Below are 19,685 nucleotides of genomic sequence, written 5' to 3' on the forward strand. Positions count from 1 at the left end.
AGCATCCCCTGCCCGCTGGAGAGTCGGGGCGGCAAAGCTGCCAATCTCCTCCCTCGTGGGGGAGATCACGCTCTCCGCCGCTCTTGCCCTCCCCCACCCAAGCCCCATTTCAATCCCCTAGCGTCAAGCAACTGGAGCCAGACGCCTCATGACCGACCAAATCACCTCCACCACCATCCCGATCCACCTCACCATCAACGGCCATTCCCATGAACTGCAGGTCGAGCCGCGCGTGACGCTGCTCGACGCGCTGCGTGATCGCCTCGACCTGACCGGCACCAAGAAGGGCTGCGACCACGGCCAGTGCGGTGCTTGCACTGTGCATGTCGACGGCGAGCGCGTGCTTGCCTGCCTGACCCTGGCCGCGCAGGTCGAAGGCCGCGAAATCACCACCATCGAGGGGCTCGCCGGAGCCGACGGCACGCTCGACGCCGTGCAGGCGGCCTTTCTCGAGCAGGACGCCTTCCAATGCGGCTACTGCACGCCCGGACAGATCATGTCGGCGGTGGCCTGCATCCGCGAGGGCCATGCCGGCTCGGATGACGAGATCCGCGAATACATGGCCGGCAATCTCTGCCGCTGCGGCGCCTATCCGAACATCGTCGCCGCCGTGCGCCAGGCGGCCCTGGAGGTGGCATCATGAGGGATTTTTCCTACGTTCGCGCCGACAGCATCGAGGCCGCGCGCAAGGCAGCGGCGCTTCCCGGCGCCATGCTGCTTGCCGGCGGCACGACGCTGGTGGACCTCGCCAAATGCGGCGTCGCCCAGCCTGAGACCGTGGTCGACATCACCCATCTCAAGGGGCTGGACACGATCAGCGTCGATGCAAGCCACGCCACGCTCGGCGCGCTGGTGAAAATGAGCCATGTCGCCGACCATGCCGGGATCAAGAGCCATTTTCCCGCCATCTCGGAAGCACTGTGGCAGGCCGCCTCGGCGCAGCTGCGCAACATGGCGACCGTCGGTGGCAATCTGATGCAGCGCACGCGCTGCCCGTATTTCCGCGATCCTTCCAACTTTTCCGCCTGCAACAAGCGTGAGCCCGGCAGCGGCTGCTCGGCGATCGGCGGCGTGACGCGGGGCCACGCCGTGCTCGGCACCAGCCAGGCCTGCATCGCCATGTATCCCGGTGACCTCGCCACCGCGCTCGTCGCCTTCGATGCGACGGTCCATCTCAGCCAGCGCGTGGTCAAGGTCGACGATTTCTTCCTGCTGCCGGGCGAGACGCCTGAGCGCGAGCATGACATTGGTCCGAGCGAGATGATCACCGCGATCGAGATCCCCGGTTCGGCCGCCGCGCGGCGCTCGACCTACCTCAAGGTGCGTGACCGCCAGTCCTACGAGTTCGCCGCGGCAAGTGCCGCGGTCGGGCTGGAGCTGGAAGCCGACGGCCGTACCATCCGCGACCTGCGCGTCGCGCTCGGCGGCGTCGCCACAAAACCGTGGCGGGCGCGCGCCGTGGAAGAGGCGCTGAAAGGCAAGGTCCTGGACGAAGACACCGTGCGCAAGGCGAGCGGGCTCGCCATGGAAGGCGCCGTCGACCATGGCGCCAACCACTACAAGATCGAGCTCGCGCCCCGCGTGGTCGCGCGCGCCATCCTCAAACTGGGAGAGACGGCATGACCGTTCACAACATCAGACATGCCAATACAAGACATGCCGATTCGAGACATGGCGACGCCTCCGACGGCGCGGTCGGCGGACGGCTGTCGCGCGTCGACGGCCCGGCCAAGATCACCGGTGCTGCCAAATACGCCTTCGAGCAGCAGCTCGACGGGCTGGCGCATGCGGTGATGGTCGAGGCCACCATCGCCGCCGGCACGGTGCGCGCGATCGACACACGGGCCGCGGAGACCGCGCCGGGCGTGCTTCTGGTGCTGACGCCCGACACCATCATGGAGATCAAAGGCGCGTCGGACTGGCTGGGCAATCCGCCAACGCAGAAGACATACTCGCCGCTCGCCCGCACGGTCACGTATTCCGGCCAGCATATAGCTGCCGTCGTGGCTGAGACCTTCGAGCAGGCGGTCGCCGCGGCGGCCCTGATCGAGGTCAGCTATGACGAGACGCCGGCCATCGTCGACCTCAGCGATGCCAAGGCCGGCGACGGCATCCCGATCGATGCCATGACCAAGGAATGGGGCGACGCCGAAGCGGCGTTCGCCGCCGCACCGGTGCGCATCTGCGCCGCCTACAATACGCAGCGCGAATACCAGGCGGCGATGGAGCCGCATGGGCTGATCGCGCGCTGGCAGGGCGAAGAGCTCACCATCTGGGAGCCCAGCCAGTGGCTGGACGGCATGGCGCGCACCTATGCCGAATGGTTCGGCGTGCCGTTCGAGAATGTGCGGCTGGTCTCGCCCTATATTGGCGGCGGCTTCGGCTCGAAGGCGCTGGCGCTCGCCCACAGCGCGGTGGCGGCGGCCTCGGCGAAAATGCTCGGACGGCCGGTGAAGCTGGTGCTGACAAGGCCGCAGAACTTCACCTCCTATGGCGGCCGCGCCGCGACCCGCCAGACGGTGACGATCGGCGCCGGCCGTGACGGCAAGATCCAGTCGATCGTGCATCGCGGCGTCAACGAGACCGCGGTCGACGGCATGTGGGTCGAGCCGCTGGCTTCGGTCACCTCGATCATGTACGCCACGCCCAACTTCTCCTCGAAGCAGAATGTTGTGCGGGTGAACACGGTGGTGCCCGGCGCCAAGCGGGCGCCCGGCGAGAACCCCAGCGCCTTCGGCATCGAATGCGCCATTGACGAGCTCGCCTATGAGGTCGGCATCGACCCGCTGGAGATCCGGCTCAGGAACTACGCCGAACAAGATCCGGAAGCGAAAAAAGCCTGGTCGACCCGGCAGTTGCGCGAGGCTTTTGCCGCGGGCGCGGAACGCTTCGGCTGGTCGAAGCGCTCGCCCAAACCACGCTCGATGCGTGACGGCCACCAGCTGATCGGTTGGGGCGTGGCGGCCGGCACCTATCCGGTGCGGCGCGCCTATGGCGAGGCCAAAGTGCGCATCCTGGCCGACGGTTCGGTCGAGGTCGAAAGCTCCTCGATCGACATGGGCCAGGGCACCTACACCATCCTGGCGCAGACAGCGGCCGAGACGGTCGGCGTGCCGGCCGACGATGTCGTGGTCAAGCTCGGCGACTCGCGCTTTCCCCGCGCCGGCGTCGCCGGCGGGTCGCGGCTGGCCGGCGTGATGACCGGCGCGGTATACAAGGCGGCGACATCGGCGCTCGACCAGCTGATCGGCCTGGCGATCAGCGATCCGCGTTCGCCCTTCCATGCGCTGCAAGCCAACACGCTGGTGGTCGCCAATGGCCGCATCGCCTCGCCGCGCGGCGATGGTCCCGATGTCTCCATCGCCGAGCTTCTGGCGAGCGTCGGCCGCGACCGCATCGAAGCCACCGGCGACACCATGCCGGCGAATTCGACCGTCGAGGATCGCTACAAGAACTACACCACCATCGCTACGTCGATCCCGCACACCGAAGGCGACTATTCGCGTCACTCCTGGTGCGCGCATTTCATCGAAGTGCGGGTCGACGAGGATTTCGGCACGGTGCGCGTGTCGCGCGTGGTGTCGGCGCTGGATTCCGGCCGGCTCTACAACCCGAAACTCGCCGAAAGCCAGTGGAAGGGCGGCATCATCATGGGCATCGGCCAGGCGCTGCTCGAAGAAGGCATCGTCGATCGCCGCCATGGCCGCATCGTCAACAACAACCTCGCCGACTATCTGGTGCCGACCAATGCCGACATCCCTGACATCGAGGTGATCTCGGTCGGCATTCCCGACCTGCACTCCTCGGTGCTCGGCGGCAAGGGCGTGGGTGAGCTGGCCATCGTCGGCGTGGCGCCGGCGATCGCCAACGCGGTGTTCCACGCGACCGGCAAGCGGATCAGGGATCTGCCGATTACACTGGAGAAGCTGATTTAGGGAAGCGATGGCGGGGGAGATCGTCGTCACCCTCGCCTCGCCAATCTCCGGCGTCGGCCCCTACCTACCACTCCAACCCGAACACCAGCTTGCCGAAGTGCAGGCCGCCGGCGGCCATGTGTGCGTAGGCTTCGACCGCTTCGTTCTGCGAAAAAACCTTGTCGACGACCGGCTCGATCCTGGCTGCACCGATGGCGCGGGCGGCGTCGCGAAGGTCGGATACCGATCCGGTGTTGTTGCCCACCACCTTCAGCGCCTTGATGATGATCGGCAGCAGATTGACCGTGGCCTCGGCGCCGGTGACGAAACCGATGGTGAACAGCGTGCCGCCGGGAGCGGTGGCGTTGACGGCGCGGGCGAAGGTGGCGGTGCCGGCGGTTTCGACGACGAGGTCGGCGCCGAGGCCGCCGGTCAGTTCCAGCACCTTGCCGTCCCAGTCGGGCGTCGCGCGGTAGTTGATGAGATGATCGGCGCCGAGTGCCTTCGCGCGCTCCAGCTTCTCGTCCGACGACGAAGTGATGATGACGGTGGCGCCGGCGGCTTTCGCAAGCTGCAAGGTGAAGATCGAGACGCCGCCGGTGCCGAGCAGCACGACGACCGAGCCCGGCCCGACATCGGCGGCGCGGATGGCGTTCCAGGCGGTGGTGCCGGCGATGGGCAGCGTCGACGCCGCCTCGAAGGAGAGACGCGCCGGTACCGGCACGAGCGAGTTGGCCGGCAGCGCGACATATTCGGCAAGCGACCCCGGCAGCGAAATGCCGCGCATCTGCGTCATCTCATAAGGCCGCGGCCGGCCACCGATCCAGCGCGGCTTGGCATGGGCAACGACGCGATCGCCGACGGCGAAATTCGTAACGCCCTCGCCAACATCGACGATCTCGCCGGCGCCGTCGGCGACCGGGATGAGCGGAAAGCTCGGCCCGGGATAGTTGCCGCTCGCCACCGCCACATCGACGAAATTGAGGCTCGCCGCGCGCTGGCGGATCAGCACTTCGCCGCGCTGCGGCTCAGGGGTTGGAACGGTGACGGCACGGAAGGCGTCCAGCCTTGCCTGGCTCAGTTCGATGGCTTTCATGGTTTCACTCCGGTGGGACGATTGATGGTTGAGTGAATCTATCTGCTGCGTTATTTCTGTATAATCGTCCCATTTTGCATTTGAGTATTGTGAACTATGCAGCAATCTAACGAACCAGCCGCCCTTGCCGAAATGGCGGCCTTCGCGGCGATCGCCGAAGCACGATCCTTCACCAGGGCGGCGACGCGCGTCGGGCGCGACGCGACGATCCTGTCGCGTCGGTTGCAATCGCTGGAGGAGCGGCTGGGCGTGCGGTTGCTGCACCGGACGACGCGTAGTGTGTCGCTGACCGAGGCGGGGGCGGAGTTCCTTGTCCGTGTCCGCGCCATCCTGGCAGCGGTCGACGAAGCCGAGGCTGCTGCGACGGCGCATGCCGGCGGCGGCCCGCGCGGCCTGCTCAGGCTGGCGCTGCCCGGCACGTTCGGGCGCATGTGGATCGGGCCGCTGCTGCCTCAGTTCCTTGCCGAATTTCCCGATGTCCGCATCGAGGCCGAATTCTCCAACCGATTCGCCGATCTGGTCGCCGAGAATTTCGACGTCGCCGTGCGGCTCGGCGCGCTGGAGGATTCGCGCCTGGTGGCGCGCAAGGTGGCGACGCGGCGGCGGCTGCTCTGCGCCGCCCCCTCATATCTCGCCCGAAGGGGCAGGCCAGAGACACCGCGGGCGCTGCTCGAACATTCCTGCCTGGGCTTCAGCGGTTTCCAGACCTTTCCCGCCTGGGAGATGACCGACCGGGAGGGCCGGAGCGTGCGCGTCGAAGTCTCCGGGCCGTTGGTCACCGATGATGCCGAGGTGCTGGTCGAGGCCGCCGTGCAAGGCGTCGGCCTGATGATGAGCACCGACTGGTTGGTCGGCCGTGAACTCGCCGACGGACGGCTGGTGCCAATCCTGGAAGACTGGACGCTGGCCGACGAAGGCGCGATCTATGTCGTCACGCCCTCAGCCAAGGGACAAGCCGCCAAGACGCGAGCCTTCGCCGACTGGATCGGCAAGCGCTTCGCCCCGGAGCCGCCCTGGCGGCGGTGAGGCTTGCCAGTCTCCCCTTTTGCGGAGAGATGGCCGGCAGACCATAAGGTGGGTGCGAAGGAAAGCGGCTTTCATTCCAGCTTGGTTTCCTCGCCCGTCGCGCCGACTCAGGCCTTCGCTCACTTCCCCTGCTGCTTCAGGAACTGGCTGAGCAGATCCACCGGTAGCGGGAACACCACCGTGGACGAGCGCTCGCCGGCGATGTCGTGCAAAGCCTCGAAATAGCGCAGCTGCATGGCCTGCGGCTCGGCCGCCAGCATCTTGCCGGCCTCGACGAGTTTTGCCGCCGCCTGCTGCTCGCCATCGGCATTGATCACCTTGGCGCGCCGCAGTCGCTCGGCTTCGGCCTGCTTGGCGATGGCGCGGATCATGCTTTCGTTCAAGTCGACGTGCTTGATCTCGACATTGGACACCTTGATGCCCCAGGCATCGGTGCGCTGATCGAGGATCTCCTGGATGTCGCTGTTGAGCTTGTCGCGCTCGGCCAGCATCTCGTCGAGCTCGTGCTTGCCGAGCACCGAGCGAAGCGTGGTCTGCGCCAGCTGGTTGGTGGCGGCCATGAAATCCTCGACCTGGATAATCGCCCGCTCGGCGTCGACGATGCGGAAATAGAGCACCGCGTTGACCTTTACCGAGACGTTGTCGCGCGAGATGACGTCCTGCGGCGGCACGTCCTGCACCACCACGCGCAGATCGACCCGCACCATCTGCTGGATGAAGGGCACGAGGAGGATGAGGCCGGGACCCTTGACCCCGGTGAAGCGGCCGAGCGTGAAGACCACGCCGCGCTCATATTCCCTGAGGATACGGATGGCCGCGGACAGGAACATGATCACGACCAGCGCGAGGATCAGATAGGCCACGTAACCAATCATCATTTTATCGCTCCATTCCTTGCGGCTCTGCTGCGCCGCACCGTCAGCACGAGGTCGCTGACGTCGGTCACCTCGACGCTGTCGCCGGGTGCGACGGGTTCGTCGGCTTTCGCCCGCCAGCGCTCTCCCAAAGCCAGCACATGGCCCTCGCCGCCCTGCCAGTCGAGGATCTCGGCGGGCTGGCCGCGCATGGCCTCGCCGCCGACGCGCGGCGGGTTCTTGCGCGCCGCCCAGACAAAGGTGCCGGTCAGCAGCGCCAGCCCCAGCGTCAGCGCCGCGGCGGGGCCGATGACGGCCCATGACATGGCGAAGCCCGGCCCCTGAGTCTTGAGCAGCATGGCGGCGCCGAACAGAAAGGCGGCCACGCCGCCGAGCCCGAGCACGACGGTGGGATTGAAGGCCTCGACGACGAGGAAGGCGATGCCGAGCAGCATCAGGGCAAGGCCGGTATAGTTGATCGGCAGGAGGTTGAGCGCATAGAGGCCGAGCACGAGGCAGATGGTGCCGATGACGCCGGGCGCCACCGCACCTGGGCTGGTGAACTCGAAGATGATGCCATAGACGCCGACCAGCATCAGGATGATGGCAACGTTCGGATCGGTGATGACGGAGAGCAGCCGGATGAACCAGCCGGGCTCCAGCGTTTCGACCGGCAGGCCCTTGGTCGCCAGCACCTGTTTCTTGCCGGCCACATCGACCGTGCGCCCATCGGCCAGTTGCAGGAGCTCGGTGGTGTCGCGGGCCACAAAGTCGATGACATGCTCCTGCAGCGCCGCGTTGGCCGATAGGCTCGCCGCCTCGCGCACGGCCTTTTCGCCCCAGTCGCCATTGCGCCCGCGCAGTTCGGCGAGCGAGCGGATCAAGGCGACCGCATCATTGGTTACCTTGGCCATCATGGCGTCGCCCGCCGGCCGCCCGGTGGCGTCCTTCTCCTCGCCCTTGTTCTTGTCGCCGCCGGGAAGCGACGGCAGCCCGCCCATCTCGACCGGCGTCGCCGCGCCCAGATTGGTGCCGGGCGCCATCGCAGCCACATGGGTGGCATAGAGGATATAGGTGCCGGCACTCGCCGCATGGCCGCCGGCCGGCGCGACATAGCCGATGACAGGCACCGGCGAAGCCAGGATGTCGGCGATCATCTCGCGCATCGAAGTGACCAGCCCGCCAGGCGTGTCGAGCTGAAGGATGAGGACTTCGGCGTCCCGCCTGGCGGCAACATCAAGCGCTTCCTTGAGTTGCCTGGTACTTGCCGGCCCGATGGCGCCGTCGATGGCGACGCTCAGCGCGACCTTCTCGCTCTCGGCTGATGAGAAGGGAGAAACGACAGCCGCGACAACGAAGGCCGCAGCAAAAAGGGCCACCCGCGCGAAGGTCACGCTCAAAGCTCCATAGATTCAATATGGGTTGTATTTTGGCGAAGTCCATGGGGAGTGGTGCCGATGATTGGCGAACGCGACTGAGCGCGCAATCTCAGGGGGAGATTGCGCCCGCAGCCGTTTTCGCCAACTATCGGCGTAACGCCCGGCTTCAGTTATTATCTGTGATCCGGGCCGCGGATGCCTGGGTGGCCTGGGGGAGACCATGAGAAGAGGATTGGTGAAATTCATCGTGGCCGTCGCGGCCACACTCGAGGCCGCGCAGCCGGTGTTTGCGGCACCGTGCGGCTGGACCGCGAAGATGGAGGAAGACGAGGGCGGCAGCGTGCTGACGGCCTCGGTGTGCGGCGGACCGAAGGCCGATGCGCATCTGATGCTAGTCTGTTTCGACAAGCCGGTGCTGAGCTACGATCTCGGCGCCTCGGGCCAGCAGCTGGAGCCCGGCATCAGCGCTTCCTTCACCTTCAAGGGCGGTGACAAGAGCGTCACCAAGACGCTCCAGCTCGAGGCAATGTACAATTATTTCACGCTGGAATTGTCAGGCGCGACCGACCCGCTGCTCGCATTGTTGCGCGGCAAGGGTGACGTCACGGTTACGGCCGACAAATATGGCGAGAACAGCTTTCCGTTGACGGGGTCGAGCGCTGCCATCGGCAAGGTGATGGCGCAGTGCGGCAAAGGTTCAGCCGGCGACGCTGACTGAGGCCATAGCCCTGACCGAATTACTGCATGGAGATGGCGGGCTTTGAGCCCGCCATTTTGTTTGCCGGTGAAGAGGCCCGCCCCTTGCGTCTCGCCCCGCGATTGACCAATCTCGCCGACACTGTCATGAGCCGCGGTCGGGGGGATCGCATATGCCTACGCTCTATGCACTGAAACCGGCTTTTCAGGCCAGGTTGCGGCCGCTGGCCGACCGGCTGGCCAGTGCCGGCGTCACCGCCAACCAGATCACGCTTCTCGCCGCCGCGCTCTCCATCGCCACGGGCCTGATGGTAGCCGCCTTTGCCGGCTATCGCGCGATTTTCCTGTTGATGCCGGTGGTGCTGTTCGTGCGCATGGCGCTCAACGCCATTGATGGGATGCTGGCCAGGGAACATGGGCAGGCCTCGAAACTCGGCATGTATCTCAACGAACTCTGCGACGTCGTCTCCGACCTGGCGCTGATCCTGGCCTTCGCCACTTTGTTCCCGGCCTGGGACGTCGTGGCCTTCGCCATCGCCGCCGTGCTTGTCGAGTTCGCCGGCGTGCTCGGCGTCGCTGCCGGCAGCGGGCGCAACTATGCCGGGCCGTTCGGCAAGAGCGACCGGGCGCTGGCGCTTGGCGTCATCGGCTTCCTCATCGCCTGCGGCCTGTGGGACGAGACGATCGCGCCCTTTGTGTTTCCGGTCATGGCTACACTGTCTCTCGTAACCGCCATCAACCGGATACGCAGCGGCCTTAGTGCGGGCGACGCCTGATGCCGAAGCGTCAGGGACCCGGCCGCCAGAGGGAAACCATGATCCACCAGACCATCGCTGCTGCAGCACCGGCAAGCCTCGAGCGCGTGGCGCAGGAGCGCACCTTCAAAAGCCATGACGGCACCGAGATTTTTTACCGCTACTGGCCGGCGGTCGGGCAGACGCCCAAAGGCGCGATCCTTTTGTTCCATCGCGGCCATGAGCATGGCGGCCGCATGGCGCATCTGGTCGACGAACTCGCGATGCCCGACCATGCCTTCTATGCCTGGGACGCGCGCGGCAATGGCCGCTCGGCCGGCGAGCGCGGCTATGCGCCGTCCTTTGCCGCGCTGGTGCGTGACATCGACTGCCTGGTGCGCGAGATCGGCCGCGACGGTTTTGGCCAGCGCGACATCGCTCTGATCGCGCAATCCTTCGGCGCCGTCCTTGCCGCCGCCTGGGTGCATGATTATGCGCCCGACATCCGTGCACTGGTGGTGGCCTCGCCGGCCTTTTCTGTAAAGCTCTACGTGCCCTTCGCCAAGGAGGGCATTGCGCTGTGGCAGAAGCTCAAGGGCCGCTTCTTCGTCAATTCCTACGTCAAGGCTAAGTTCCTGACGCACGATGCCGAACGCATCGCCTCCTTCGATGCCGACCCGCTGATCACGCGGCCGATCGCTTCCAACATCCTGGTCGAACTCTACGACCACGCCGCCCGCATCGTCTCGGACGCCCGTGCCATCACCGTGCCGACGCAGCTGTTGATCTCGGGCAGCGACTGGGTGGTGCGCCACGCGCCGCAGCACGAATTCTTCGTCAATCTCGGCAGCAGCGCCAAGGAGCGGCATGTGCTGCCCGGCTTTTTCCACGATACGCTGGGCGAACGCGATCGCCGCCAGGCGCTGGACCTTATCCGACCGTTCCTCGAAAAGCAGTTCGCCGCACCGGAAAAGACAATCGACCTGACCTCAGCCGACCGCTTCGGCTACACCCGCGATGAGGCCGAGAAGCTGGCCTCGCCGCTGGCGCTGCTGTCGCCGAAAGGCCTCTACTGGGCCATGAGCCGCGCCTCGATCCGCATGGGCGCCTGGCTATCACCCGGCATGAAAACGGGCATCGCCACCGGCTTCGATTCCGGCTCGACGCTGGACTATGTCTACGAGAACGAGGCGCGCGGCACCGGCTTCATCGGCCGCATGATCGACCGCACCTTCCTCGACGCCATCGGCTGGCGCGGCATCCGCCAGCGCAAGCTGCATCTGGAAGAATTGATCGGCAACGCTGTCGCTGCGCTCAAGGCAGCCGGGCGTCCCGTCAACATTGTCGACATTGCCGCCGGCCATGGCCGCTACGTGCTCGATGCCGTCGCCAAATGCGTCGAGCCGCCGGCCAGTGTGCGGCTGCAGGATTATTCCGACATTAATGTCGGGCTGGGCTCGAAACTGATCGCCGACCGGGATTTGCCCACCAGCGTCTCTTTCCGCAAGGCCGACGCCTTCGATGCCGAAATGCTGGCCCGGCTCAATCCGGCGCCGGACCTCGCCATCGTCTCCGGCCTCTACGAATTGTTCGCCGATAACCAGATGATTTCCCGCTCGCTCGCTGGGCTGGCCAGCGCCATGCAGCCCGGCGGCCTGCTGATCTACACCAATCAGCCCTGGCACCCACAGTTGGAGATGATCGCGCGCAGCCTGACCTCGCATCGCGGCGGCCAGGCCTGGGTGATGCGGCGGCGCACGCAAGGCGAGATGGACCAGCTGGTGACGGCGGCCGGTTTCGAGAAGATCGACCAGCGCATCGACCAATGGGGCATCTTCACCGTTTCCGTCGCACGGCGCGTCTGAGACCATGGTGCCGCCTGTCACCGACCCTGCCCCCGCCCCGGCGCGGGAACCCTATTTCGCCATCGTGCTGCGGGCCGCACTTTGGCTGGCGCTGCTGGCGCCGTTCTTCTACTCGACCTATGGCTTTGCCAACTGGCTGGCGTCGCGGCGCGATCATGTCGGCAGCATCGTGTTTGCCTGGGAACACGCCATCCCGTTCGTCGCCTGGACGATCGTGCCATACTGGTCGATCAATCTGTTCTACGGCCTGTCGCTGCTGCTCAACACCACCAGGCGCAGCGTCGACCGGCTCGCCGGCCGCTATCTGACGGCGCAGATCGTCGCCGTCGCCTGCTTCATCGCGTTTCCGCTGACGGCGACGTTCGTGAGGCCGGCAACCAGCGGCTTGCCAGGCTTCCTGTTTGCGGTGCTTGGCGGTTTCGATAAACCGTTCAACCAGGCGCCATCCCTGCACGTCGCGCTCCTGGTGATCATATGGGATCATTGGCGTCACGTTCTGGCACGTCACCGTCTCGGCACCATTCTGAGACCGGTCTGGCATGTCTGGTGCTTTCTGATCGCCGCTTCGGTGCTGACGACCTGGCAGCATCATTTCATCGACATTCCGACCGGCGCGCTGCTCGGCTTCTTTGCGCTGTGGCTGTTTCCTGCCAAAGGCGAATTGCCTTTCTGGGGCTTCCGACCGACCGCCGACCCGAAGGCGCGGCGACTGGCGAGCTACTATGCGCTGGGCGCGGTCCTTGCCTTTGCCGGCGCTGCCGGGGGCGCCTTTGTCTCGGCCGTCTCGCTCATCCTGCTGTGGCCTGCACTGGCGCTGGCCATCGTCGCCTTCGGCTATGCCGGGGCCGGCGCGAAGGTGTTCCAGAAGGCGGCCGACGGCAGCGTCTCGCTGGCCAGCCGCCTCCTGCTCCTGCCCTACCGGCTTGGCGCCCGGGTTAATGTCTGGGCATGGACCCGCGAGCTGGCGCCGCAGTCCGAGATCACCGATAGCGTTTTCTTCGGCCGCTTTCCGACCGCCGACGAGGCCAATCGCTTCGGCACGGTGATCGACCTAGCCGGCGAACTGGAACGGCCGCGCGGGGTGACCTGCCGCTGGATCAGCTATGCCATGCTCGACCTCGTGGCGCCGCCGCATGACAGGCTGGAGCGGGCGGTGGCGGCGATCGAGCTGGCGCGCCGGCGTGGCACCGTGCTGGTCTGCTGCGCGCTCGGCTTCCAGCGCAGTGCGGCGATCGTCGCCGACTGGCTGGTGGTGACCGGGCGCGCGCACACAGCCGCACAGGCGCGCAAGAAACTCGCCGCATCGGGCCGGCCCGTGCATCTCCACAGCGAGGCGGGCGAAGCGGCATGAATGGCGAGAATTTTCCCGAGAAGGCCGAGGTCTTTGCCGCCCGGCTGATGGTGCAGGCCGCATGGCCGATCCTGCTGGTGGTGGCCGCCGCTATGGCAGCGCCGGTTATCGGCCTGGTGGCCGCCCCGCAGACGACAGCGCTGTCGGCGGCGGCCTGGCTGGTCGCGGCCGCGAGTGCCGTGGCCACGCTGGCTCTTTCGGCCTTGCTTTTGTTCGACGCTCTGCTGTTCCGGCTGATGGCCAGCCACGCCACCGAGGCCGCCGGCGGCGCCGTGGTCGACGATGTGCTGGCGCGCATGCGCCTGAAACCCGCCGCTGCCGGCGGCCGCTCGCTCGATCATCGCATAGCAGGCACGCAAGGCCTGCTGACAAGACAGCGCATGGCGCTCGCGGTGTTTGCGGCGGCATGCCTCGTCGCGGCGTTTGTTTGAGCCATGACCAAGCTTCACCTTCGCGCCAACACTTTCACCTTGCTGCAGACGGTGACCTCGGTCGGCCTGTCGGCGCTGGCCTGGGTGGTGACTGGCGTGCGGCCAATCTGGAACGGCAGCCAGCCGTCGGAGCGGCAGCGCATCTACTTCGCCAACCATGCCAGCCATGGCGACTTCATCCTTTTGTCGGCCTGCCTCAGCGAAAAGGTGCGCGCCCGCACGCATGCGGTGGCGGCGGCGGAATATTGGGGCAAGTCGCGGCTGCGCCGCTTCATTGCCGAGGACATGCTGTCTTCCGTGCTCATCCACCGGCAATGGACCGACGAAACGCAGCATCCGATCTCGATCATGCTGTCGGTGCTCGACCAGGGACATTCGCTGATCCTGTTTCCCGAGGGCACCCGCAACACATCGGAAGAAGATCTGCTGCCGTTCCGCTCCGGCCTCTACAATCTGTCGATGGCGCGGCCCGACGTCGAACTCATCCCGTGCTGGATTGAGAACATGTCGCGCGTGCTGCCCAAGGGCCAGTTCCTGCCGGTGCCGCTTCTGTGCCGCGTCGTCTTCGGTCCGCCGGTGGCGATCGAACCCGGCGAGGAACGCCGCGCCTTCCTCGAGCGCGCGCGCCAGACGCTGCTATCGCTCGACCCGCGCCCCGATCGGGACGACTAGCCATGATCAGAGACGTCGCATGACACTGCCGCCAATGCATGAAACCGTCATCCTGCTGGTCGGCCTGGTCTGCGTGCTGACAACAGCCAGCATCGTTGCCGGCATCCTGTCGTGGCGGGCGCCGAAGCCGCTGCCCTCGACGCTCGTCAACCTCAACCAGCGCATCAATGCCTGGTGGGTGATGGTGGTGGCGATCACGGTCGCCTTCTTCTTCGGCCGCACCGGCATGACCATCCTGTTTGCGCTGATCTCATTTGCGGCGCTGCGCGAATTCGTGACGCTGACCCACAGCCGGCGCAGCGATCACTGGGTGCTGCTCGGCATGTTCGGCATCATCATCCCCTACCAGTACTGGCTGGTGTGGACCGCCTGGTACGGGCTCTTCACCATCTTCATTCCGGTCTACTGCTTCCTCTTGATGCCGGCGATCACCGCGCTCAACGGCGACACCGAGCGCTTCCTCGAGCGCGTGTCCGCGCAACAATGGGCGGTCATGATTTCGGTCTACTGCGTCAGCCATGTGCCGGCGCTGCTGACGCTCGACGTGCCCGGTTTCGAAGGCCGCAACCTGTTGCTCATCGCCTTCCTGATCATCACCGTGCAAGGCAGCGACGTGCTGCAGTACATTTTCGGCAAGCTGTTCGGCCGGCATCTGCTGTCGCCCTCCGTTTCGCCGTCAAAGACCTGGGAAGGGCTGATTGGCGGGCTGGTGGCGTCGAGCCTGCTCGGCGCGCTGTTGTCGTTCCTGACGCCGTTCTCGCCGCTGGCGGCGGCAGGCGTCGCCTTCATCGCCTGCCTGATGGGATTTCTCGGCGGGCTGGTCGCGTCGGCCATCAAGCGCGACCAGGGCGTCAAGGACTGGGGCCACCTCATCGAGGGCCATGGGGGCATGATGGACCGCGCCGACAGCCTGGTCTTCGCCGCCCCGGTGTTCTTTCACATCGTCCGCTATTTCTGGACGGTGTGAGCGGAAGCGCGCTCCTTCACTCGCGGATCGCGCGTCCCGCCTGCTGCAGCAACTCGAAAGCGGCGAAGCGCTTGTCGTGCCAGGGCACGAGATCGCCGCCGGCCGGGCGATAGATCTCGCCGATGCGCGACATGCCGGTCATCGCTGCAATCACGTCGGAATATTTTTGCGCCGCCACCGCGGCCAGTATGGCCGAGCCGAGCAGCACCGGTTCGGGTGAGGTCGATCCGGCCACGGTCAGCCCTGTCGTGTCGGCCAAAAGCTGGCGCACCAGGTCGCTTTGCGCGGCGCCGCCGCTGACGACGATGGTGTCGATGGCGATGCCCTTGTTGGCCATCGCCGCCACGATCTGGCGCACGCCATAGCCGATGCCCAGCAGGCCGGCGACATAGAGCGCGACCAGGCTGTCGAGAGACGTATCCATACCGAGCCCGGCAATCAGCGCCTTGGATTCAGGATCGGCGAAGGGTGAGCGGTTGCCGAGGAATTCCGGCACGACATGCAGCCCTTCGACAAGGCGCGCCACTGCGGACAGATCAGCGGACTTCGTCGTCGCCCGCCGGCCAAGCCAGGCCGTCAGGCCGAGACCTTCCGCCCTGGCTTTTGCGTATGCTTCCGCCGAGGCCGGATGGAAAGCGACGAGATGGTCGATCGCAGCACCCGCCGCCGACTGTCCGCCTTCGTTGAGCCACAGGCCCGGCACCATCGAGGAGAAATACGGCCCCCAGACGCCCGGCAAGAAGGCCGGCTCGCTGGTGCTGGCCATGGTGCAGGCCGACGTGCCGAAAACATAGGCCATGCGCGACTGCAGCGTGCCGACCGAACCGGTGCCGCCAACCGTGCCGACACCGCCGGCATGCGCATCGATCAGGCCGGCTGCGACCGGCGTTCCCGGCAGCAGGCCGAGATCGACGGCCGCCGCCTCGGTGAGGCCCTGAGCCAGCGCGGTGCCGCCTTCGACCACTTCGGTGCCGATGCGCGCGAAGCCTTCGTCGGCGAGCGCACCCAGACCGATGGCACGGAAATACGCGTCGTCCCAGCGCCGCTCATGGCCGAGATAGGTCCATTTGCAGGTCAGCGTGCAGATCGAGCGTTCCAGGCTGCCGGTCGATCGCCAGGTCAGATAGTCCGTGAGGTCGAAGAAATGCTCGGCCGCATCGAAGGTCGCGGGCAGGTTCTCGCGCAGCCACAACAGCTTAGGCGTTTCCATCTCCGGCGAGATGGTGCCGCCGACATAGTCGAGCACGGCGTGCTTGCCGGCATTGATGCGCTGCGCCTGGTCGAGCGCGCGGTGATCCATCCAGACAATGATGTTGCGTTCGTTATCGCCGGACCGGCCGACCGGCAACGGAGCGCCGCCCTTGCCGACCACAACCAGCGAGCAGGTGGCGTCGAAGCCGATCCCGGCAATGTCGCGCCCGGCGAGCCCCGACTTTGTCACCGCCTCGCGCACGCTGGCACAGACTGCGCGCCAGATGTCCTCGCTCGACTGCTCGGCGACTTCGCCGGGTTCGATGAACAGAGCAATGTCGCGCTTGGCCGAGGCGAGCATGGTGCCCTTGCTATCGAACACCCCTGCCCTGGCGCTGCCGGTGCCGACGTCGATGCCGAGGAAGTGGGACATGGGGGGACCTCGAGTGAGTAGGGCAGTAGGGCAGTAGGGCAGTAGGGCAGTAGGGCAGTAGGGCAGTAGGGCAGTAGGGCAGTAGGGCAGTAGGGAGATTGTCAGTCGTGAACGGTCGGCCGCAAGGGCAAAGGTCCCTCACCTACTGCCTTACTGCCCTACTCCCTCAAAGATCATTGCTCTGCGGCAGGATCACCAGATCCCGAATGGTGACGTTCCTTGGCCGCGTCAGCATGAACAGCACGGCTTCGGCCACCTCGACGGGCTGAATCAGGCCGCCCTTGGCCAGTTCATCATCAAGCTTATCCTTCGGCCAATCGCTGATCAGCGCCGTCACCACTGGCCCCGGCTGTACCGCGCCGACGCGCAGGCCGTGCGGGGCGACCTGCCGGCGCACGGTGTGGACGAAGGCCTGCACGGCATGCTTGGAGGCGGTGTAGATCGGCTCCCAGACGACCGGCACCAGTCCGGCGATTGACGACGTGACGATGATGTCGCCGGTCTTGCGCTCGACCATATGTGGCAACACGGCGTGGATGGAACGGAACACCGCATTGATGTTGAGGTTCAGCACCCGGTCCCATGTATCGGGATCACCGTCGAGCACCGGGCCGCCGACATAGGCGCCGGCATTGGCGTGGAAGATATCGAGCCGGCCGGCTTTCTTCAGGATCTGCGGCATCATCGTCGCGACGCTGGCCGGCTTCATCAGATCGATCACCAGCGGGATCGCGTTGGGGCCGAGTTCGGCGCAGACGTTCTTCAAGGCGTCCTCGGCGCGGTCGACGAGCACGACGCGCACACCGGCGGCAATCAGCGCCCTGGCACATTCCAGCCCGATGCCCGAGGCGGCGCCGGTGATCGCCGCGACTTTTCCACTCAAATCCTGAGCCATTTTATCCTCGAGTTATGATTGCGTTCAGGCGCGGCCGTGGGAAACCCGCGAGCGGCGTGCCAGGGAGTCGACGATAACTGCGATCGCCAGAACGGCGCCGGTGATCATGTAGCGAAGCGACGACGACAGATCGAGCAAGGTTAGCCCGCTGGCGATCGACTGGATGACGATGATGCCGAGCAGCGCGGAGTAGGCACTGCCGCGGCCGCCGAACAGGCTGGTGCCGCCGATGACCGCTGCTGCGATGGCGTTGAGGTTGACGTCACCGGTGCCGGCTTGCTGGCTGGCCGAGGCCAGCCGCGCCGCCGACAGCACCCCGCCAAGGGCGGCGAACATCGAGCACATGACGAAGGCGCTGAGATAGATCGAGCGCACCTTGATGCCGGCGCGGCGCGCGGCTTCACGATTGCCGCCGACGGCGGTCATCGAGCGGCCCCATTGGGTGCGGGTCAGCGCATAGTTCATCGCCACCACCAGGCCGACGAACAGACCGAACATCCACGGTATGCCGCGCGCCTGGTTGAGATAGCCGACGATCAGCTCAAGCAGGATGGTCAAGGCGGCGACCCGCACGATGAGGCCGCCGACCGACGGCGCCGACAAATTCACGGCGCGGCGGCGGCTGACGGTGCGCAGGCCGGTGATCAGCATGACGATGCCGGGAACTGCGGCCAGCGCATAGGAGAGCCAATCCGGCATGACCAGCAACTGGCCGAAATTCACCAGGTTCGAGCCATAGGGCAGATTGATCGAGCCAGTGGAGCCCAGGATGTAGAGCTGCAGGCCGAGCACGGCGAGCAGGCCGGCGAGCGTCGAGACAAAGCTCGGCATGCCGAGCCGGTTGAACAGCAAAGCGTAGAGCGCGCCGATGAAGCCGCCGACAGCGAGTGCAGCGACAATCGCGAGCGCCACCGGCCAGCCCTGGTTGACCCACAGCGTGCCGACCATGGCAGAGGCAAAGCCGCTGATCGAGCCGACCGACAGGTCGATCTCGCCGACCATCAGCACGCAGACGATGCCGAGAGCAATGACGCCAACGGTCGAACAGTCGAACAGCAGATTGACCAGGTTGCTGGAGGACACGAACACCGGGTTGAGAGCGGTGAACACGCTCCAGATGATGACCAGACCGACGATCACCGGCAACGAGCCGAGGTCGCCGGAGCGGACGCGGTCGAAGAAGGCGCTGATCGCGCCACCGACGCCGGCCTGGTGCTTGACGCGCACGTCGCTGCGGTCCAGCGCCGTTGACGAGGAGATGTCCTGCTTGGGCTCCGCGCTCATGGCCGCTGCTCCTGATTGTGCGCTTGTTCGGCTGCCTTGCGCCGTTCGGCGCGGCGCGATACCGCATTGTTGGCGGCGCCGGTGATGGCGCTGACCAGTTCCTGGTTGGAGGCGTCGGGTTCAAAGACACCGTTGTTGCGCCCGAGCCGAAGCACGACGATGCGGTCGGCGACGGCGCGCACGTCTTCCATATTGTGGCTGATCATCAGCACGCCGAGGCCGCGCTCACGCACCCGGTCGATGAGGTTCAGCACCTCCGCCGTCTGGGCGACGCCGAGGGCTGCGGTCGGCTCGTCGAGCAGGATGACCTTGGGGTCGAGCAGCAGCGAGCGGGCGATCGCCACAGTCTGGCGCTGGCCGCCGGACAGCGAGGCGACCGCCTCGCGCACACTGGGAATCCGCGCCGACAACTCGTTGAGCAGTGTCCAGGTGCGGATTTCCATCGCCACCTCGTCCAGCCGCAGCGGGCTGAGCTCCTTGCCGAGAAAAATGTTGGCGACGACGTCGAGGTTTTCGCACAGCGCCAGATCCTGGAAGACGGTGGCGATGCCGAGCGTCAAAGCAGCGCTCGGGTCGGGCATGGTCACCTGCTTGCCGCGGAAATTGATGGTGCCCGAGCTCGGCTGGTGGACGCCGGCCAGGATCTTGACCAGCGTCGACTTGCCGGCGCCATTGTCGCCGACCAGCGCCACCACCTCGCCGGCATGGACGTCGAGATCGATATCGGTGAGCGCCGAAACGGCGCCGAAATTCTTCGAAATGCCGCGCAGGCTGAGCACCAGCTCGCCTGCCGAAACCGGTCCGTCAGAGATGTCAGACATAGTGGCAAACCTTTCCGGATGACCGGTCAAGAGTGACTGCGGACTTCCGGCCGCCGCAAAGGCAGCCGGAAGTCAG

Annotated in this window: 18 protein-coding genes; 11 read left to right on the plus strand and 7 right to left on the minus strand. The window is 66.1% G+C overall.

Translation table 11 applies throughout. From position 1 onward, the window contains the following. The first annotated feature begins 148 nt into the window (after positions 1 to 148). Genes AC1D1L_RS20160 through AC1D1L_RS20170 form a run of 3 tightly spaced genes read left to right on the plus strand, consistent with a single transcriptional unit; the run spans position 149 to position 3,935 of the window. A complete protein-coding gene (locus AC1D1L_RS20160; RefSeq protein WP_477343213.1) occupies positions 149 to 643 on the plus strand; it encodes a (2Fe-2S)-binding protein in 495 nt (164 codons plus the stop codon). Further along, complete coding sequence (locus tag AC1D1L_RS20165; RefSeq protein WP_477343214.1) at positions 640 to 1,623, plus strand: FAD binding domain-containing protein; 984 nt, start codon at positions 640 to 642, stop codon at positions 1,621 to 1,623. The genes AC1D1L_RS20160 and AC1D1L_RS20165 overlap by 4 nt, the downstream gene beginning before the upstream one ends. Then, positions 1,620 to 3,935 (plus strand): xanthine dehydrogenase family protein molybdopterin-binding subunit, encoded by a 2,316-nt coding sequence (locus tag AC1D1L_RS20170; RefSeq protein ID WP_477343215.1) that lies wholly within the window; start codon positions 1,620 to 1,622, stop codon positions 3,933 to 3,935. Before AC1D1L_RS20165 ends, AC1D1L_RS20170 begins: the two co-directional genes overlap by 4 nt. 64 nt (positions 3,936 to 3,999) lie before the next feature. On the opposite strand, the gene AC1D1L_RS20175 is transcribed toward AC1D1L_RS20170, so the two are convergent. Then, complete coding sequence (locus tag AC1D1L_RS20175; protein WP_477343216.1) at positions 4,000 to 5,010, minus strand: zinc-dependent alcohol dehydrogenase family protein; 1,011 nt, start codon at positions 5,008 to 5,010, stop codon at positions 4,000 to 4,002. 96 nt (positions 5,011 to 5,106) lie between these two features. Here AC1D1L_RS20175 and AC1D1L_RS20180 point away from each other — a divergent pair, with 96 nt between their 5' ends. Then, complete coding sequence (locus AC1D1L_RS20180; RefSeq protein ID WP_477343217.1) at positions 5,107 to 6,036, plus strand: LysR family transcriptional regulator; 930 nt, start codon at positions 5,107 to 5,109, stop codon at positions 6,034 to 6,036. 119 nt (positions 6,037 to 6,155) lie between these two features. Here the strand turns inward: AC1D1L_RS20180 and AC1D1L_RS20185 are convergent, their stop codons facing one another. Beyond that, on the minus strand, positions 6,156 to 6,914 hold the full coding sequence (locus tag AC1D1L_RS20185) for a slipin family protein (protein WP_192248875.1): 759 nt from the start codon (positions 6,912 to 6,914) through the stop codon (positions 6,156 to 6,158). Then, the gene (locus AC1D1L_RS20190; protein ID WP_477343218.1) at positions 6,911 to 8,284 is read right to left on the minus strand and encodes an NfeD family protein; all 1,374 of its coding nucleotides are present in this window, start codon (positions 8,282 to 8,284) and stop codon (positions 6,911 to 6,913) included. Before AC1D1L_RS20190 ends, AC1D1L_RS20185 begins: the two co-directional genes overlap by 4 nt. Before the next feature lie 220 nt (positions 8,285 to 8,504). Here AC1D1L_RS20190 and AC1D1L_RS20195 point away from each other — a divergent pair, with 220 nt between their 5' ends. The 7 genes from AC1D1L_RS20195 to AC1D1L_RS20225 all read left to right on the plus strand — a co-directional run bounded on the left by AC1D1L_RS20195 (position 8,505) and on the right by AC1D1L_RS20225 (position 14,985). After that, a complete protein-coding gene (locus AC1D1L_RS20195) occupies positions 8,505 to 8,987 on the plus strand; it encodes a hypothetical protein (RefSeq protein ID WP_477343219.1) in 483 nt (160 codons plus the stop codon). Positions 8,988 to 9,138: 151 nt separating this feature from the next. Beyond that, positions 9,139 to 9,741 (plus strand): CDP-alcohol phosphatidyltransferase family protein, encoded by a 603-nt coding sequence (locus tag AC1D1L_RS20200; RefSeq protein WP_477343220.1) that lies wholly within the window; start codon positions 9,139 to 9,141, stop codon positions 9,739 to 9,741. Between the two features lie 41 nt (positions 9,742 to 9,782). Continuing rightward, entirely contained in the window at positions 9,783 to 11,564 is a 1,782-nt protein-coding gene (locus AC1D1L_RS20205) for a bifunctional alpha/beta hydrolase/class I SAM-dependent methyltransferase (RefSeq protein WP_477343374.1), read from the plus strand. A 7-nt stretch (positions 11,565 to 11,571) separates the two neighbouring features. Further along, entirely contained in the window at positions 11,572 to 12,915 is a 1,344-nt protein-coding gene (locus AC1D1L_RS20210) for a phosphatase PAP2/dual specificity phosphatase family protein (RefSeq protein WP_477343221.1), read from the plus strand. Continuing rightward, entirely contained in the window at positions 12,912 to 13,346 is a 435-nt protein-coding gene (locus tag AC1D1L_RS20215) for a hypothetical protein (protein ID WP_477343222.1), read from the plus strand. Before AC1D1L_RS20210 ends, AC1D1L_RS20215 begins: the two co-directional genes overlap by 4 nt. A gap of 3 nt (positions 13,347 to 13,349) precedes the next feature. After that, the gene (locus tag AC1D1L_RS20220) at positions 13,350 to 14,018 is read left to right on the plus strand and encodes a lysophospholipid acyltransferase family protein (RefSeq protein ID WP_112567450.1); all 669 of its coding nucleotides are present in this window, start codon (positions 13,350 to 13,352) and stop codon (positions 14,016 to 14,018) included. Between the two features lie 34 nt (positions 14,019 to 14,052). Then, positions 14,053 to 14,985 carry a phosphatidate cytidylyltransferase gene (locus AC1D1L_RS20225; RefSeq protein ID WP_477343376.1) on the plus strand — a complete coding sequence of 311 codons (933 nt, stop codon included), beginning with the start codon at positions 14,053 to 14,055 and terminating at the stop codon, positions 14,983 to 14,985. A gap of 16 nt (positions 14,986 to 15,001) precedes the next feature. Here the strand turns inward: AC1D1L_RS20225 and AC1D1L_RS20230 are convergent, their stop codons facing one another. From AC1D1L_RS20230 to AC1D1L_RS20245, 4 genes are all read right to left on the minus strand, one after another. Beyond that, positions 15,002 to 16,609, minus strand: a complete 1,608-nt coding sequence (locus tag AC1D1L_RS20230; RefSeq protein WP_477343223.1) for an FGGY-family carbohydrate kinase — start codon at positions 16,607 to 16,609, stop codon at positions 15,002 to 15,004. A 166-nt stretch (positions 16,610 to 16,775) separates the two neighbouring features. Further along, positions 16,776 to 17,504 carry an SDR family oxidoreductase gene (locus AC1D1L_RS20235; protein ID WP_477343224.1) on the minus strand — a complete coding sequence of 243 codons (729 nt, stop codon included), beginning with the start codon at positions 17,502 to 17,504 and terminating at the stop codon, positions 16,776 to 16,778. A gap of 24 nt (positions 17,505 to 17,528) precedes the next feature. Next, complete coding sequence (locus AC1D1L_RS20240; RefSeq protein WP_192248854.1) at positions 17,529 to 18,788, minus strand: sugar ABC transporter permease; 1,260 nt, start codon at positions 18,786 to 18,788, stop codon at positions 17,529 to 17,531. Next, the gene (locus tag AC1D1L_RS20245; protein WP_477343225.1) at positions 18,785 to 19,609 is read right to left on the minus strand and encodes an ATP-binding cassette domain-containing protein; all 825 of its coding nucleotides are present in this window, start codon (positions 19,607 to 19,609) and stop codon (positions 18,785 to 18,787) included. The genes AC1D1L_RS20240 and AC1D1L_RS20245 overlap by 4 nt, the downstream gene beginning before the upstream one ends. Between the last annotated feature and the right edge of the window lie 76 nt (positions 19,610 to 19,685).

Source organism: Mesorhizobium sp. P2_D6, from assembly GCF_056404315.1.

Bases quoted from the DNA above. Each gene is read 5' to 3' on its own strand.
- AC1D1L_RS20215 (WP_477343222.1), top strand. From the start codon at position 12,912: ATGAATGGCGAGAATTTTCCCGAGAAGGCCGAGGTCTTTGCCGCCCGG.
- AC1D1L_RS20230 (WP_477343223.1), bottom strand. From the start codon at position 16,609: ATGTCCCACTTCCTCGGCATCGACGTCGGCACCGGCAGCGCCAGGGCA.
- AC1D1L_RS20235 (WP_477343224.1), bottom strand. From the start codon at position 17,504: ATGGCTCAGGATTTGAGTGGAAAAGTCGCGGCGATCACCGGCGCCGCC.
- AC1D1L_RS20160 (WP_477343213.1), top strand. From the start codon at position 149: ATGACCGACCAAATCACCTCCACCACCATCCCGATCCACCTCACCATC.
- AC1D1L_RS20225 (WP_477343376.1), top strand. From the start codon at position 14,053: ATGCATGAAACCGTCATCCTGCTGGTCGGCCTGGTCTGCGTGCTGACA.
- AC1D1L_RS20180 (WP_477343217.1), top strand. From the start codon at position 5,107: ATGCAGCAATCTAACGAACCAGCCGCCCTTGCCGAAATGGCGGCCTTC.
- AC1D1L_RS20165 (WP_477343214.1), top strand. From the start codon at position 640: ATGAGGGATTTTTCCTACGTTCGCGCCGACAGCATCGAGGCCGCGCGC.
- AC1D1L_RS20200 (WP_477343220.1), top strand. From the start codon at position 9,139: ATGCCTACGCTCTATGCACTGAAACCGGCTTTTCAGGCCAGGTTGCGG.
- AC1D1L_RS20170 (WP_477343215.1), top strand. From the start codon at position 1,620: ATGACCGTTCACAACATCAGACATGCCAATACAAGACATGCCGATTCG.
- AC1D1L_RS20245 (WP_477343225.1), bottom strand. From the start codon at position 19,609: ATGTCTGACATCTCTGACGGACCGGTTTCGGCAGGCGAGCTGGTGCTC.
- AC1D1L_RS20220 (WP_112567450.1), top strand. From the start codon at position 13,350: ATGACCAAGCTTCACCTTCGCGCCAACACTTTCACCTTGCTGCAGACG.
- AC1D1L_RS20240 (WP_192248854.1), bottom strand. From the start codon at position 18,788: ATGAGCGCGGAGCCCAAGCAGGACATCTCCTCGTCAACGGCGCTGGAC.
- AC1D1L_RS20175 (WP_477343216.1), bottom strand. From the start codon at position 5,010: ATGAAAGCCATCGAACTGAGCCAGGCAAGGCTGGACGCCTTCCGTGCC.
- AC1D1L_RS20185 (WP_192248875.1), bottom strand. From the start codon at position 6,914: ATGATGATTGGTTACGTGGCCTATCTGATCCTCGCGCTGGTCGTGATC.